This is a genomic window from Bombella favorum (genome assembly GCF_014048475.1).
In the GTDB taxonomy this organism is placed as follows: Bacteria; Pseudomonadota; Alphaproteobacteria; order Acetobacterales; family Acetobacteraceae; genus Bombella; species Bombella favorum.
Map to the genome: position 1 here is coordinate 1 of NZ_NWUS01000003.1, position 15,022 is coordinate 15,022.

12 protein-coding genes are annotated in these 15,022 nt (G+C 57.3%); 4 read left to right on the forward strand and 8 right to left on the reverse strand.

Features of this window, described 5'->3' with window-relative positions; translation table 11 throughout:
- Positions 1–346 precede the first annotated feature (346 nt).
- Together clpB and CPA57_RS06990 are read right to left on the reverse strand one after the other, a co-directional pair.
- Positions 347–2,947: an ATP-dependent chaperone ClpB gene (clpB, locus tag CPA57_RS06985; protein WP_182082124.1), complete on the reverse strand. Its 2,601-nt coding sequence runs from the start codon at positions 2,945–2,947 to the stop codon at positions 347–349.
- A 233-nt stretch (positions 2,948–3,180) separates the two neighbouring features.
- Positions 3,181–3,789: a YqgE/AlgH family protein gene (locus CPA57_RS06990; RefSeq protein ID WP_182082125.1), complete on the reverse strand. Its 609-nt coding sequence runs from the start codon at positions 3,787–3,789 to the stop codon at positions 3,181–3,183.
- An 84-nt stretch (positions 3,790–3,873) separates the two neighbouring features.
- Here CPA57_RS06990 and CPA57_RS06995 point away from each other — a divergent pair, with 84 nt between their 5' ends.
- Positions 3,874–4,635, forward strand: a complete 762-nt coding sequence (locus CPA57_RS06995; protein ID WP_182082126.1) for an SDR family NAD(P)-dependent oxidoreductase — start codon at positions 3,874–3,876, stop codon at positions 4,633–4,635.
- Between the two features lie 18 nt (positions 4,636–4,653).
- On the opposite strand, the gene CPA57_RS07000 is transcribed toward CPA57_RS06995, so the two are convergent.
- Together CPA57_RS07000 and CPA57_RS07005 are read right to left on the reverse strand one after the other, a co-directional pair.
- Positions 4,654–6,456, reverse strand: coding sequence for a DEAD/DEAH box helicase (locus tag CPA57_RS07000; protein ID WP_182082311.1), 1,803 nt, complete (start codon positions 6,454–6,456; stop codon positions 4,654–4,656).
- 132 nt (positions 6,457–6,588) lie between these two features.
- The gene (locus CPA57_RS07005) at positions 6,589–7,224 is read right to left on the reverse strand and encodes a class I SAM-dependent methyltransferase (RefSeq protein ID WP_326831360.1); all 636 of its coding nucleotides are present in this window, start codon (positions 7,222–7,224) and stop codon (positions 6,589–6,591) included.
- A 174-nt stretch (positions 7,225–7,398) separates the two neighbouring features.
- Here CPA57_RS07005 and dapF point away from each other — a divergent pair, with 174 nt between their 5' ends.
- The 3 genes from dapF to ftsY are packed head-to-tail and all read left to right on the forward strand — an operon-like array spanning position 7,399 to position 10,381.
- On the forward strand, positions 7,399–8,211 hold the full coding sequence (gene dapF, locus CPA57_RS07010) for a diaminopimelate epimerase (protein ID WP_182082127.1): 813 nt from the start codon (positions 7,399–7,401) through the stop codon (positions 8,209–8,211).
- A complete protein-coding gene (locus tag CPA57_RS07015) occupies positions 8,208–9,422 on the forward strand; it encodes a MiaB/RimO family radical SAM methylthiotransferase (RefSeq protein WP_182082128.1) in 1,215 nt (404 codons plus the stop codon). Before dapF ends, CPA57_RS07015 begins: the two co-directional genes overlap by 4 nt.
- Before the next feature lie 44 nt (positions 9,423–9,466).
- Positions 9,467–10,381, forward strand: a complete 915-nt coding sequence (gene ftsY, locus CPA57_RS07020; RefSeq protein WP_182082129.1) for a signal recognition particle-docking protein FtsY — start codon at positions 9,467–9,469, stop codon at positions 10,379–10,381.
- Positions 10,382–10,643: 262 nt separating this feature from the next.
- Here the strand turns inward: ftsY and bamE are convergent, their stop codons facing one another.
- The 4 genes from bamE to CPA57_RS07040 all read right to left on the reverse strand — a co-directional run bounded on the left by bamE (position 10,644) and on the right by CPA57_RS07040 (position 14,815).
- On the reverse strand, positions 10,644–11,006 hold the full coding sequence (gene bamE, locus CPA57_RS07025) for an outer membrane protein assembly factor BamE domain-containing protein (RefSeq protein WP_326831362.1): 363 nt from the start codon (positions 11,004–11,006) through the stop codon (positions 10,644–10,646).
- A 162-nt stretch (positions 11,007–11,168) separates the two neighbouring features.
- The gene (locus tag CPA57_RS07030) at positions 11,169–12,458 is read right to left on the reverse strand and encodes an adenylosuccinate synthase (protein ID WP_182082131.1); all 1,290 of its coding nucleotides are present in this window, start codon (positions 12,456–12,458) and stop codon (positions 11,169–11,171) included.
- Between the two features lie 48 nt (positions 12,459–12,506).
- Positions 12,507–13,652, reverse strand: coding sequence for an ATP phosphoribosyltransferase regulatory subunit (locus CPA57_RS07035; protein WP_182082132.1), 1,146 nt, complete (start codon positions 13,650–13,652; stop codon positions 12,507–12,509).
- Positions 13,649–14,815, reverse strand: coding sequence for a phosphoserine transaminase (locus tag CPA57_RS07040; protein ID WP_182082133.1), 1,167 nt, complete (start codon positions 14,813–14,815; stop codon positions 13,649–13,651). The genes CPA57_RS07035 and CPA57_RS07040 overlap by 4 nt, the downstream gene beginning before the upstream one ends.
- Positions 14,816–15,022 lie beyond the last annotated feature (207 nt).

Below are 15,022 nucleotides of genomic sequence, written 5' to 3' on the forward strand. Positions count from 1 at the left end.
ATCAGCCTTCGCTAACGAAAACGCCGCCAACATATCCCTTCCAGTCTTTACTTTATAACCCATATTCTCTTTTCAATGACCACCCCGTCAGCCCCGAAACTTCCGCTCCAGCGCCGCCGGTGAATGGCCTTATACGCACCCACCCACACACGGTCAACACGTTTCCAGAAACTTTCTCAAACTTTCTTCACAAACCATCCAAAAACCACAGAAAACAGCCAGTTACTAAAAACCAAACACACCACACGAATCACATAAAGCGATTCCCAAAAATAAGAATCGGCATGATTCCAGACATAAAAAAAACCGGCCCCCTTCTCAGAGGGCCGGCTCCTTACCGATTCACTCAGTTCTCAACAGTAGACTGCCCATTTATGAGCAGCCCCTGATCGTTAGCAGAGACCGTGATCTCGTCCCCATCATGGATGGTACCCTCCAACAAGAGACCAGCCAGCGGGTTCTGTAGTGCACGCTGAATCACCCTCTTGAGAGGGCGAGCACCATAAACCGGATCATATCCGGCCTCGGCCATCCATTCCCGTGCCTTCTCATCCAGAGACAAGGTGATCTTACGATCCGCCAACAGATGCCGCAGACGACCCAGCTGGATCTCCACAATCTGCCCCATATCTGCCCGCTGGAGACGGGAGAAGAGAATAATCTCATCCAAGCGGTTCAGGAACTCCGGCCGGAAATGCGCCCGGACAATCTCCATCACGTCATCCCGCACGGCCTCGGTTGAGTCGCCATCCTTCTGATGAGCCAAAATCTCAGAACCAAGATTGCTGGTCAGTACAATGATCGTATTGCGGAAATCCACCACACGACCCTGCCCATCGGTCAGGCGGCCATCATCCAGCACCTGAAGCAGAATGTTAAAGACATCCTCATGTGCCTTCTCCACCTCATCAAAGAGGATGACCTGATAAGGGCGACGCCGCACCGCCTCGGTCAGCACACCGCCTTCGTCATAACCGACATACCCCGGAGGCGCACCGATCAGACGAGAAACAGAATGTTTCTCCATGAATTCGCTCATGTCGATCCGCAACAAGGCGCGTTCATCATCAAAGAGGAACTGCGCCAGCGTCTTGGCAAGCTCCGTCTTACCCACACCGGTCGGACCAAGGAACAGGAAAGAACCAATCGGGCGATTGGGGTCCTGCAACCCAGCACGAGCACGGCGCACAGCATTGGAGACAGCCACCAGAGCCGCTTCCTGCCCCACGACACGCTCCCGCAGGACAGACTCCATCCGCATCAGCTTGGAACGTTCACCCTCCAACATCCGGTCCACCGGCACGCCGGTCCAACGGGACACAACGGCGGCGATTCCCTGATCCGTCACCGTATCAGCGAACAGCGTATTGCCGTCAGACTGAGCCTCTTCCTGCTGGGCCTGCTCAATCTGGCGTTCCAGCTCCGGAATACGGCTATACATCAGCTCGGATGCCCGCTGCAGATTCCCCTGGCGCTGTGCCACCTCAACCTCAGACCGAGCCTGGTCCAGCTCCTCCTTGTATTTCTGCACGGCATTCATGCGGTCTTTCTCCGCATGCCACGCCGCACTCATAGCGTCAGACTTCTCCTGAAGATCGGCCAATTCAGCCTCCAGAGCTTCCAGACGCTCACGGGAAGCCGTGTCATCTTCTTTGCGGATGGCCTCACGCTCGATCTTCAGCTGAATGATGCGGCGATCCAGCTCGTCCAGAGCCTCCGGCTTGCTGTCGATCTGCATCCGCAGGCGGCTGGCTGCCTCATCAATCAGGTCGATGGCCTTATCCGGCAGGAAACGGTCCGTAATGTACCGGTTAGACAACGTCGCCGCAGAAACCAGCGCATTATCGGTGATCCGCACCCCATGATGCAGCTCATACTTCTCCTTGATCCCACGCAGGATAGAAATCGTATCCGCAACAGAAGGCTCACCCACAAAGACCGGCTGGAAACGACGGGCCAGAGCGGCATCTTTCTCGATATATTTGCGATACTCATCCAGGGTCGTGGCACCAAGGCAGTGCAGCACGCCACGGGCCAATTCCGGCTTGATGAGGTTAGACGCATCCATCGCCCCACTAGAACGACCTGCCCCAACGAGCGTGTGCATCTCATCAATAAAGAGAATGATCTGCCCTTCGGCACTCTCAATCTCCTTAAGAACGGCCTTCAGACGTTCCTCAAACTCACCCTGATATTTTGCACCGGCGATCAGTGCGCCCATGTCGAGAGAAAGCAGCTTCTTGTTACGCAGAGCCTCCGGCACATCGCCATTGACGATGCGCAGAGCCAGCCCCTCCACAATAGCGGTCTTACCGACACCGGGCTCACCGATCAGAACCGGATTGTTCTTACTGCGGCGTGCCAGAACCTGAATAGCCCGGCGGATTTCTTCATCACGCCCAATGACCGGGTCCAGCTTACCTTCCTGCGCCTGAGCCGTCACGTCACGGGCATATTTCTTCAGCGCATCGAAATTGTTCTCTGCCGAGGCCGAATCTACGGTCCGCCCCTTGCGGACGGTCGCAATCGCCTTCTCAAGAGCCTGAGCAGAAGCCCCACCTTGGCGCAAAGCCTCACCGGCCGGAGTTTTGCTAGCGGCGATTCCTGCCAGCAGACGGTCCTGCGCGACAAAACTGTCACCGGCAGCTTTGGCAGCGGCCTCCGCACCATCCAGCACCCGTACGAAATCCGGCGTTGGCTGCGGCTGGGAAGCCCCGCTCCCCTGCACGGCTGGCAGTTTGGCCAAGGCCGCATCATTAGCTTGCCGGACATTTTTCGGGTCGCCCCCTGCCGCACGGATCAACCCCGTGGCCGCTCCCTGCTCATCATCCAACAGGGCCTTGAGCAGATGCTCCGGCGTCAACTGCTGATGATAGTCACGTAGTGCGATGGTCTGGGCAGCCTGAATAAAGCCCTGACTACGCTCTGTGAATTTCTGAATATCCATGATGTTCGTCTCTCCTTCTCGCCCCAACTCTGGCAGCGATGAATATTCAGCCTGCCCCGATATGGCGACAGACCGTGCCTAAAATTTAGGCACGATCGCGCTGGTTTCAAGAGGGTGTTTCTGAAACATGCGCAAAAACACCAGTCTGCAAGGAGATTTCAGAACCCTTCAGACAAATGAAGTCTGAGACGAAACAAGAAGACAGGCAATAGAAGAGCAGCCCCGCAAAAAGATTATGCCTCCCCTACTGCGGCTGTAAGAGAAGAGGGCTCTAGCCCTACACTCTCCAAAGCACGCTGCCATTTTGTGGAAGGGTCTCCACCGAAGACAATACCCTCATCTGCCGGAACGACATACCACGCATTACCATGCAGTATTTCTTCTTCGAGCTGCCCTGCAGCCCATGAGGCATGACCAAGCAGCAACATGGCCTGCCGTGGCCCCCGCCCTGCGGCCAGCTCCTTGATCATATCAATATTGGCACTAACCTCCGCCACGGGCGGCTCCCCAGGCAGGACAGTCAGGCGGTTACCAACCCGACCACGCCCGAGGCCTCCCTCCTCTGGCGAGTGGAGAACAAACCCCCGGCCCGGCTCCACTGGCCCACCAACACCCACACCAAAAAGACGCTTCGGCGGATTAGGGGATACATCTAGATGACGCAGAAGCTCGCTGACATCTGGGTGCGTCAGCCGACGATTAACAATCACCCCCATCGCTCCATCCTCTGCGGAGTAAGCGCAGAGATAGATAACCGTCTGGGCAAATTCCGTCCCCGTGAGGACGGGGGTTGCAACCAGCAGACGGCCCGTCAATGTCTCGATTGGCTCAAGAATCGGCATGAACACCTCTTACAAACAGGACTCAGGTTCAGCATAACAGAAAGACGGTTCTGTTTTTCATTCCTCATACACGGAGTTGCCACAATGACGCAGCCGCAAACCATCCTTGTTACAGGGGCTACATCCGGCTTTGGTAGAAACATTGCCGTCCGGCTGGTCCGAGAAGGGCACCGTGTCATCGCCACGGGCCGCCGGAGTGAGCGGCTGGCCAGCCTGCATAAGGAGCTTGGCGACAGCCTCCTCCCCCTTACGTTGGACATGAGCGATCGTGCCGCCTTGCGAGCCTTACCCCAAAGCCTACCGACCGACTGGCGTCATATTGATGTGCTCATCAACAATGCTGGGTTAGCATTAGGGGTCACCCCTGCTCAGGATTCCAGTGTGGATGACTGGGAAACTATGATCAACACCAACATTTCCGGCCTTGTGGAAATCACCCATGCCCTACTCCCTGGCATGATCGAACGGAACCGTGGTTATATCCTCTCCATCGGCAGTACGGCAGGGCATTACGCTTATCGGGGCGGGAACGTCTATGGGGCTACAAAAGCCTTTGTCGCCCAATTTATGAAAAATCTTCGGACGGACCTACTCGGCACGCCCCTACGTGTCACGACCATTGAACCCGGCCTCGTAGGCGGCAGTGAATTCAGCAACGTACGGTTACGTGATGATGCCAAGGCACAGGCTGTCTATGAAAACACCACACCGCTCATGCCTGCCGATATTGCAGAAACGGTCTCATGGTTGATCGGCCTACCTGCCCATATGAATGTGAATCATCTGGAGATCATGCCTGTCTGTCAGGCATCAGGCGGGCTGGCTGTTACAAAAAAGGAGGGGTGAGGCCCCTCCTTCTCTGCTTCAACGGCGGCGGGTTGATTTCTCGCCGCTACGAGCCGGACCGGAACGACGCTTAAAGGATGATGGGCCACGCCCACCCTCTCGGCCATCACGACCCTCCCGGCGTCCACCGCCACCGGGGCCACCAAAACGCCCTTTCGGCGCACCGAAGCGTCGTCCGCCCGGCGGGCCACCACGGCCACGACGAGGGCCACCACCACCAGCGGGTGCCTCGGCTGGCTCAATAGTGACTTCATCCTGCTCTGCCCCAGCGCGGCAGGAATTGAAACGAGCCAGCTTTTCGTCAGAAATCTGGAAGAGCGTGTCATCCTGCTGGATGCAGATATTACCAATGTCACGCTTCTGCACACCACCAAGGCGGCAGATGAGCGGAATCAGCCATTTAGGATCAGCCTTCTCGCTACGTCCCACACCAAGACGGAACCACGAGCCGGACATCTCATACCCGCGCCCACCTTCACGAGCGGCACCACGAGCAGGTGGCTCAACAGATACAGGGCGGATATCTTCCACACGAGGCAAATGCGCTTTATGGAACCCGACCAGTGCACGAGCCAGCTGCGTGGCATCAAAACGCTCTATCAGTTTGGTCACAATCTCTTCCGGCACAGCAATGGAGGCTTCACCGGTCAGAATCGGGTCTTCTAAAAGACGCTGTGCATCCTGCTCCGCAATAGCTTCAGCGGTCGGCACTGGCTCCCACTCGGCCTTCACACGGGCCTGTGCCAGAACACGTTCCGCCTTGCGCCGCTGGTTAAACGGCACCATCAGCACACTCACCCCCTTGCGCCCTGCACGACCCGTACGGCCAGAACGATGCAAGAACGTATCGGAAGAAGACGGCACACTAGCATGAACGACCAGGCCAAGAGCCGGAACATCAATACCACGAGCGGCCACATCTGTTGCCACGCAAACACGGGCCGCACCGGAGCGCAGGCTCTCGATAGCACGGGAGCGCTCATTCTGCCCCATCTCGCCAGAAATAGCGACAGAGGCGAAGCCCCGCTCCAGCAAAGCGGCCTGAACCTGATTCACCAACAAGCGGGTGTTGCAGAACACCATCGCCGTCTGGCTCTCATAATAACGCAGCACATTGACGAGGGACCGTTCCACTTCCTGTGGGGCTGTCACCACGCAGCGATGGGTAATATCGGCATGCTGCTTCTGGCCGGAAACCGTATCAATCCGCTTGGCATCTTTCTGATAACGCCGTGCCAGAGACGCAATTTCCCGAGCGATAGTAGCGGAAAACAGCAGGGTGCGGCGTTCCTTCGGGGAGGCGTCCAGCAGCTGTTCCAGCTCCTCACGGAAGCCCATATCCAGCATCTCATCGGCTTCATCCAGCACGACGGCACGCAGGCCCGTTAGGTCCAGCTTACCACGGGAGAGATGGTCACACAGGCGGCCCGGCGTACCCACGACAATATGGGCACCACGCTCCAGAGAGCGGGCCTCACGGCGGGCATCGGTCCCACCAATACAGCTGGCAATACGGGCACCAGTCTCGGCATAGAGCCACGAAAGCTCTGTCTGAACCTGCATGGCAAGTTCACGGGTCGGGGCAATCACCAAGGCCAGCGGAGAGCGGGTAGGGGCCATCTTGTCCCCTTCGCCCAAAAGGTCCGACGCAAAAGCGAGACCAAAAGCAACAGTCTTACCGGAGCCCGTCTGTGCGGAGACGAGCAGATCACGTCCTTCCAGCCCCGGCTCCAACACCGCCTCCTGCACGGGAGTCGGCTGTTCATAGCCACGTGCTGCCAGAGCACGAGTCAGGGCGGGATGGGTATCGGGAAAAGGCATCGTCAACGAACACTCGGTCATACACATGCTGCCACGAACCAGATTGTGGCAGCCAGAAAAGCGGTGAATACCCCTTTATGCCCTCCAAGGCCAGAGACGATCCACCACCAGATTAAAAAGCTGGGTTGTCTTTCAGACTGCCACAGGACGGCGACCAATGACAGCCCGAACCGTATCCTGCCATGCGGTAAGATCCTCCGGCGGGACAACCTCACCAGTATCCAGCTCCGTAAAACCGGCCCGTTGCATGAGCGCACTGGTAAAACGGACCCGGTCTTCCGGCTCTAGAGCCTGCCAGATGGCCACGGCCTTGGCCGGTACGAATCTGTCGGAAAAACTAATGATCAACGGTGCACCAGGCCGCAGAACACGGAACAATTCCTCAATAACCTGCTGCGGCTTTGTCAGATAGGCCAGCCCATCGCACAGAAGAGCCCCATCGAAACTTGCCTCATCAAACGGCAGGAGGGGCGTACTATTGAGGTCCTGCTCCACGGCACGACTCAGAGCCTGATTAGCCTTAAGGGCCGCCTTATTGATATCCAGCCCGATAAATTCCTGAAAGGTAGCATCCTCTGGCAGATGGCTCATCGCCCCGCACATCAGGTCTAACGTACACCCCCCTACAGGTAGAGCAGTACGATAAAGGGCAGTAATGGCCGTACGCCCCCCCATATCCATCAGGGAATCCAGCTCCTGCTGGGCCCAGAAAGCCTCATCCGGCTCTAAAGATGCCTGTGTGAATGCTTTTTCATGTAGGCCCTGCACGCCTTCCCCTTTCCGGCTTATTCCTTACTATCATCCCTTAATATAGGGCAGCGAGAGTCCTGAACAATGCCTGACCTACAGGGAAAAACATCCCGGCGACGGGAAGGCTTCATTTTACCCCGGCAACGCAACATTATAGAAGGAGGCGATTTCATCACGTCTTAGAGGGGCATCATGGGCGTTTCCTTTACAAAAATGCATGGTCTGGGGAATGATTTCATCATTCTGGATGGCAGGACAACACCGCTCTCCCTCTCCTCTACCACGCTGATCAGCCGCCTCTGCGACCGCCGTACAGGCATTGGCTGCGACCAGCTCGTGACACTTTCCACACCAACACGAGATGGTGCTGACGTACTAGTCCGCTTCTTCAACCCAGACGGGTCGGAAGCTGGGGCTTGTGGCAATGCCTCTCGCTGCGTTGCGGCCCTTCTAGGTGGCAGCCCAACCCTCCAGACGCAGAATGGCCTACTCCCTACCTCTCAAGAAAACGGGCTGGTCTCCGTACTTATGGGAAAACCCCATTTGGATTGGCAGGCCATCCCTCTCGCCCATGACTGCGATACAGCCCACCTCCCCCTGCACGATGGAGCCGCCTGCTCCATGGGTAATCCACATCTAACGCTGTTCCGCTCCATCGAGGATGCCGCCTTGCTAGGGCCTGACCTGGAAACCGATCCCCTCTTCCCAGAACGGGCCAATATCGGCTTTGCAGAGATTCTATCCCCCACCCACATCCGCCTGCGGGTCTGGGAACGGGGAGCAGGGCTGACACTCGCCTGCGGGTCCGGTGCCTGTGCGGCGGTCGTCAATGCGGCACGGCGGGGCCTCGTAGAACGCACATGCCGTGTCACAATGGAATGTGGCTCCCTAACCATCACATGGCAGGGTGACGGCTCCGTCTTGATGACTGGCCCGGCCCAAACCGTCTTTACCGGCACGCTGGATGAGAGCTGGCTAGCACAGGGGCAAACTGCCACACCATGAGCGTCACCCTCCTCACCTTCGGCTGCCGCCTGAATGCTCATGAGAGCGATGCGATGGAGCATCTGGCCCGCCAGGGCCAAGCGCAGGACGGAGACACTATCATCGTCAATACCTGCACCGTCACGGCAGAAGCCGAGCGGCAGGCACGTCAGACAATCCGCCGTGCACACAGGGAAAACCCAACAGCCCGCATCATCGTGACGGGCTGCGCCTCCGAACGAGCAGCGGAGGCATGGGCAGCCCTGCCGGGTGTCAGCCGGGTGATCCCCAATACGGAGAAGACACATCCTTCCACATGGGGGCTGCCCGAGGAGGCTGGCCGTACACCACCCCCCTCCCGCTATATTCGGGCTCTGCTTCAGGTTCAGCAGGGTTGTGACAATGACTGCACCTTCTGCGTCATTCCAGCAGGGCGGGGGCAGTCCACCTCCATGTCTCCAGAGGAAATTATTCCAAAAGCCCGCGCCCTAACGGAAGCAGGCCATTGCGAGATCGTACTAACAGGCGTTGATATTGCCTCATGGCAGCAGGAGGGTATGGGACTGGGGCAGCTCTGCCGCCATCTGTTAGATGCAGTGCCAGAGATTGCCCGCCTGCGCCTCTCCTCCATCGACCCCATGATCCTAACACCTCATACAGGTGACAAAGCCCTATGGGACCTGATTGCTAATGAACCCCGCTTCATGCCGCATCTACATCTATCCCTTCAGGCAGGGTCGGACCTGATCCTCAAACGCATGAAACGCCGCCACAGCACGACAGACGTGGCCGGGCTGATTACACAAGTCCGCCACCTGCGACCTGATACCGGCTTCGGTGCCGATGTGATTGCCGGTTTCCCCACCGAGACGGATGCGCTCTTTCAGGAAACGCATGATTTTCTGGCAGAACAGGCCATCCCGTTCCTCCATGTCTTCCCCTACAGCGAACGGCCCAGAACACCAGCGGCCCGGATGCCCGCTATGCCAAAAGCCATAAGGCAGGAGCGTGCTGCCAGATTGCGAGCACTCGGCCAGACCGTGCGGGACCACTTTCTGAGCCGCTTTATCGGGCAGGAAAAGACCGTCCTCATGGAAAGCCCAACGACCGGCCACACCCCGGAGTTTGCTGCCTTTACCCTTCAGCAAGCCCAACCATCCCACCGGGGACGGCTAGAGCGCATCCGCATCACCGGGCTAAAAGACGGCATGCTTATGGCAGAAATCCCCTGAACAGGGCTTGACGGCTCCCCCCTTCTCGCACCAATTCGACAGTCATGGCTGGATTTTTTTCTCGACTCAAACAGGGTCTGTCCCGTTCAAGCGCACGCCTTAATGCGGTGTTTGTCAAACGGCAACTTGATGATGAAACGCTGGAAGAACTCGAAGACGAGCTGATCGCTGCTGATCTCGGCCCCGCTGTGGCCGGACGGATTATCGAACAGTTCCGAGAGAAAAGCTTCGGGGAGAACATCACTCCAGAGGAAATCCGCCAGACACTGGCCGCAGAAATCTCCCGTGTTCTGGAGCCTGTGGCCCAGCCTTTCGAGCTGGATAGCAGCAAAAAACCTCATGTCGTGCTTGTGGTGGGTGTCAATGGTGTGGGCAAGACCACAACCATCGGTAAGATCGCCCATCAATACCACCAGCAGGGCAAGTCCGTCATGATGGTGGCAGGGGATACCTTTCGTGCGGCGGCGGTCGAACAGCTCCAAATATGGGGCGAGCGCACCGGCTCCCCCGTCATTGCGGGCAAGCCGGGCGGAGATGCTGCCGGACTGGCCTATGATGGGCTGAAACGAGCTACAGAAGAAAAAGCCGATCTTCTCCTCGTAGATACGGCAGGCCGCCTGCATAACCGGCAAGCTCTGATGGACGAGCTGGCCAAAATCATCCGTGTGATGCAGAAATTTGACCCTTCGGCCCCGCATAGCGTCTTACTGGTGCTGGATGCCACAACCGGGCAAAATGCCATCGAGCAAGTACGGGTCTTCCGTGACCTCGTGAATGTCAGCGGGCTAGTCGTAACCAAGCTGGATGGCTCTGCCCGTGGCGGAATCGTGGTAGCTCTGGCCGAGCAGTTCAAGCTCCCTGTCCATCTTGTCGGCGTTGGCGAACAGGCCGAAGATTTACGACCTTTCTCTGCCGAAGATTATGCTCGTGGGCTGGTCGGCGATACCAAAGCGGAGTAGCCTCTGCCCGCCCACGGGAATCGAGTGGACACCCGCCTAGAAGGAGGCTTTCTTCATGTTCAGAGTGCTTTTGAGATTTGCTGTCGAGACCGTTATGACAGTCGTCGTCGGAAAGGTTTTGAAGAAACTGCTGGACAGGCTGTTCCCTGACAACAGGGCCTGAACGGCAAGTCAGGCTGTCCTCAATAGGACATCAGACGAAAAAGGGAGTGTCCAGTTTCTGGACACTCCCTTTTTTACATGAGCTGCAAACTGATAACTCTCAGTTCGAGACCCCACTATGTGCGGACATATCAGAAGCCGTGAAGGAATGGTGCCACACACGCCCATGATCATCATAGATTATGAGCAATGTTTTTGCCTGACCATGTGTCCCACTGGAAAATGCGGAATAGTAGGGGATGAAGTTTGTGCCATTGGCACGAGACTTCGAGAAAAGATATTTCCAGACCTCATGGCCACTATCCGTGAAATTGATTGATAACGGATCGCCATACATCGTTCTGACCTGATCCTTGGTCGTAATTCCATCCTGAATCTTCTGGTCAACCGTGGTTGATGTCTCATTCTTGATGGACGTATTCCCCGAAGAGGTGCAGCCAGCCAGTGCGAAAACAGAAGCCACAGCTCCTGCAAACAGTATTTTCCTCACAGAAATGACCCTTTTCCTTTAAAAAATGAACTGAAAGAAAACCATTACTCAAATCGGGAGAATATTTAAATGGTCAACACCAAAAAAAAGCCAGCCTATACGGCTGGCTTTTAAGTAATTATTAATAAATACCTATCAACCCTCGAAAGGATCCGTCACGAGGATAGTATCCTCACGCTCCGGGCTGGTGGACAACAGGGTAACCGGCGTGCCGATCAGCTCCTCAATCCGGCGAACATATTTAATGGCCTGAGCCGGCAGCTCTGCCCAAGAACGGGCACCACCGGTGGTCTCATTCCAACCCGGCATGGTCTCCAGAATCGGCTTCACGCGGGCCTGTGCCCCCGGTGCGGACGGGAAGTTATCAATCCGCTTGCCATCCAGCTCATAACCAACACATATGGACACTTCCTGCATGCCATCTAGAATATCCAGCTTCGTCAGAGCCACACCACTGACACCACCGACCCGCACAGCCCGGCGAACCATGGCAGCATCGAACCAACCGCAGCGACGGGGACGACCCGTGACAGTACCAAACTCACGACCACGCTCGGCCATGCCCTTCCCGACGTCATCAAACAATTCGGAGGGGAACGGACCTTCGCCAACACGAGTCGTATAAGCCTTAGCAATACCCAGAACGAAACCGACCGATTTCGGGCTCATGCCACTACCGGACGCCGCAATAGCCGCTACCGTGTTGGAGCTAGTCACAAACGGATAGGTCCCGTGGTCTACATCCAGCATGACAGCCTGTGCGCCCTCAAACAGGATGCGCTTGCCAGCCCGGTCAGCCTCGGCCAGACGGTCCCATGCACAGCAAGCGTAGGGCAGAAGGCGGGGAGTAATTTCCTTCAGGAAGGCCAGAATCTCTTCCTTGGTGAAGGTCTCTGCCCCCAGACCGGCCAGAAGCGTGTTGTGATGAAGCAGCAGCTCATCAATCTTCCAGTCCAGCGTTTCAGGCTCGGAAAGATCGCAGATGCGGATAGCACGGCGGGCCACCTTATCCTCATAAGCCGGACCAATGCCACGGCCTGTTGTGCCGATCTTATGGTTGCCACGGGCAAGCTCCCGGGCACGGTCCAGCGCGCCATGCACCGGCAGGATAAGCGGGGCTGTCTCGGCGATCCAGAGCGTTTCCGGTGTGACGACAAGCCCCTGCTCGGTCACACGATCAATCTCGCTCATCAGGGCCTTGGGGTCTACGACCACACCATTGCCGATGACACCAATTTTCCCACCGACCAGACCGGAGGGAAGCAGAGAAAGTTTATAGACCTGGTCATTCACGACCAGCGTATGGCCGGCATTATGCCCCCCTTGAAAGCGGACAACGATATCGGCCCGGCTGGCGAGCCAGTCCACAATCTTGCCTTTACCCTCATCGCCCCACTGGGTTCCGATTACGGTAACATTGGCCATAAGAATGTCTTCCCCTAACGTCTCACAATGGCGGGCCCTGCCAGCACCTCAACGTGCCAGCGCAACGGGCTTTCCATCTTTCCAGATATGGCTACACCGTAAATGATGCGCCTCCTGCTCCATTTCGCCTGATACCCCAAGCGATGCGATCGTGGCATAGCCTGCCTCATGCAGGCTGGACAAGTCTTTCTGCACCATCACAGATGGAACGAGGCACCGTTTCCGCCGTTTCGGCTTCGCAGCGACCCGCAGAAACGCCTGCGGATTGAGCGTCAGCCCGCAGGCAGGCTCGTCACCTGCTAAATAGCGGCCACCTCTCCCCAGCTCCTCCCGGGAGTGCATGGCAAAGACTGTCACGCATACGCCTGTATGATACCGCCACCCCCGGAAATCCACCGGGTCCACCGTCAGGCGAGCACCTGGAAGGCGGGCCAAAATAGCGGCTACATCAGCCCTCAAACGGGCCACATGTGGCTTGAGCATGGCAGGAAAATCCAGCTTCTCCAGTTTCTCCAACGCACTGGCAGCCGGGCCAACCGCTTCCATCATACCCAGCAGCAGCTCCGCCCATGCGCCACCATATTCCCGCACGGCGGCGGCATCACGCCGGTCTAGCGCATGAATGATGCTCTCCCGCTCAATACCGGAGAAGCTACCGTCAATCAGGCTCCAAACCATCACCGGCATGGAGAGGTCAAAAGACACATTGGCAATACCCAAGCGGGCAAGAGCCTCAGCCCCCAGAGCAATCACCTCTGCATCTGCCTCGGCCTTATCCGGGCCGATGAGCTCGATACCAGCCTGCGCTATCTGCCTTTGCCCCTCCCGACCGGGCGTACCAATCACTACGCAATCCCCCGCATAGGAGAGACGCAACGGGCGGGGGCAGTCCTGCATCCGCACGGCAGCGATACGGGCAATCTGGGTCGTCATATCCGGCCGCAGAGCCATCATACGGTGAGACGCAGGGTCCAAAAGACGGAAACTCTGTTCTGCCAGAGCCTCACCGGCCCCACTCAGCAGAGAGCCTTCAAACTCCAGCAGAGGAGGACGAACACGCTCATACCCGTGACATGAAAAGACCTCCATCACCTCGGCAAGGCCTCGGGCCTCGGCCTCGGCCTCGGCCGGGAGCAAGTCTACAAACCCCATGGGCAGCAGGGCAGGGCTGGATGTCTCGGGGCCGTTGATCATGGCGTCGCAAACTTTTCTTCAATACGGACGAAGGCCCAATCCAGCCAAGGCAGTAGGGCCTCGATATCTTCGGCCTCCACCGTGGCACCACCCCAAATACGCAAACCTGCCGGAGCATCACGATACCCCGCAAGGTCATATCCAGCCTTTTCTTCCTCCAGCAGGCCCGTCATGGCCTTGATGACCTTGGACCGTGCAGCATCATCCAATGCCTCGAACCACGGTGCTGTAATTTTCAGGCAAATGGATGTGCAGGACCGTGTCTCTTTCGCCGCACTGAGAAAGGCCACCCAGTCACGTTTAGCGACCCAATTTTCTACGATGGATAGATTCCGGCGGGAGCGTGCCTTGAGCGCTTCCAGACCGCCAACAGACTCGGCCCACCGCAGACTATCCAGCGCATCCTCTACACACAGCATAGAGGGTGTGTTGATAGTATCGCCCCGGAAGATGGCTTCGTTCAGGCCCTGCTTGTTCGTCAGCCGGAAAATCTTCGGGAGAGGACGCTGGCTTCCCTCCTCCAAGCGTCTAACCGCTTTCGGGCTGAGGGCCACCATGCCATGCGCTGCCTCCCCACCCAGAGCCTTCTGCCATGACCATGTGACAACATCCAGCCGGTCCCAAGGCAGGTCCATTGCAAAAGCAGCAGATGTGGCATCGCAGATCACGAGACCATCATGCTGCGCTGGCACACTCTCCACAGAGGGGACGCAAACACCCGAGGTTGTGCCATTCCATGTCAGCACCACATCACGGGACCAGTCAATCTGCGCCATATCGGGCAGCTCACCGTAGGGAGCCTCCAGTACCCGCAAATCTTCCAGCTTCAGGATATCTTTCAGGTCCTGCGCCCATGTGCCGGAAAAACTCTCAAAAGAGAGGACATCCATACCCCGTTGGCCTGCCAATGCCCAGAGAATCATCTCCACAGCCCCTGTATCGGAGGCAGGAACGATACCGACTTGCCAATCTTCTGGCACACCTAGCAGAGCAATGGACCGGGTAATGACTTCATTAAGCCGTGCCCGCCCTTCTGCAGCACGATGGGACCGCCCTAGGAAGGCCCCTTTCAGCACCTCCGGTGTCCAGCCCGGGCGTTTGACACAAGGGCCGGATGAAAAATAGGGTCGCTGAGGACGATGCGAAGGCTTGGCTGCGGTCATGATTGGCAGGTCATCCATAATTCAAAAACCGCAGACGCCACATGATCACGACCCGACCATACAAAGGGTAGCCGGTGCATGGAAAACCCACGCAGTGCCTTACGGTAAAACACTTAACTTTTTTCTTAGGTGTCACAGGCATCAGGAGGGGTCAAGCCAGCCATCGGCCGAACCACTACCCCGGATATCCACAATGCCCGCTGAAAA

Bases quoted from the DNA above. Each gene is read 5' to 3' on its own strand.
- CPA57_RS07030 (WP_182082131.1), bottom strand. From the start codon at position 12,458: ATGGCCAATGTTACCGTAATCGGAACCCAGTGGGGCGATGAGGGTAAA.
- dapF (WP_182082127.1), top strand. From the start codon at position 7,399: ATGGGCGTTTCCTTTACAAAAATGCATGGTCTGGGGAATGATTTCATC.
- CPA57_RS07035 (WP_182082132.1), bottom strand. From the start codon at position 13,652: ATGATCAACGGCCCCGAGACATCCAGCCCTGCCCTGCTGCCCATGGGG.
- CPA57_RS06990 (WP_182082125.1), bottom strand. From the start codon at position 3,789: ATGCCGATTCTTGAGCCAATCGAGACATTGACGGGCCGTCTGCTGGTT.
- ftsY (WP_182082129.1), top strand. From the start codon at position 9,467: ATGGCTGGATTTTTTTCTCGACTCAAACAGGGTCTGTCCCGTTCAAGC.
- CPA57_RS07040 (WP_182082133.1), bottom strand. From the start codon at position 14,815: ATGACCGCAGCCAAGCCTTCGCATCGTCCTCAGCGACCCTATTTTTCA.
- clpB (WP_182082124.1), bottom strand. From the start codon at position 2,947: ATGGATATTCAGAAATTCACAGAGCGTAGTCAGGGCTTTATTCAGGCT.
- CPA57_RS07000 (WP_182082311.1), bottom strand. From the start codon at position 6,456: ATGCCTTTTCCCGATACCCATCCCGCCCTGACTCGTGCTCTGGCAGCA.
- CPA57_RS06995 (WP_182082126.1), top strand. From the start codon at position 3,874: ATGACGCAGCCGCAAACCATCCTTGTTACAGGGGCTACATCCGGCTTT.
- CPA57_RS07015 (WP_182082128.1), top strand. From the start codon at position 8,208: ATGAGCGTCACCCTCCTCACCTTCGGCTGCCGCCTGAATGCTCATGAG.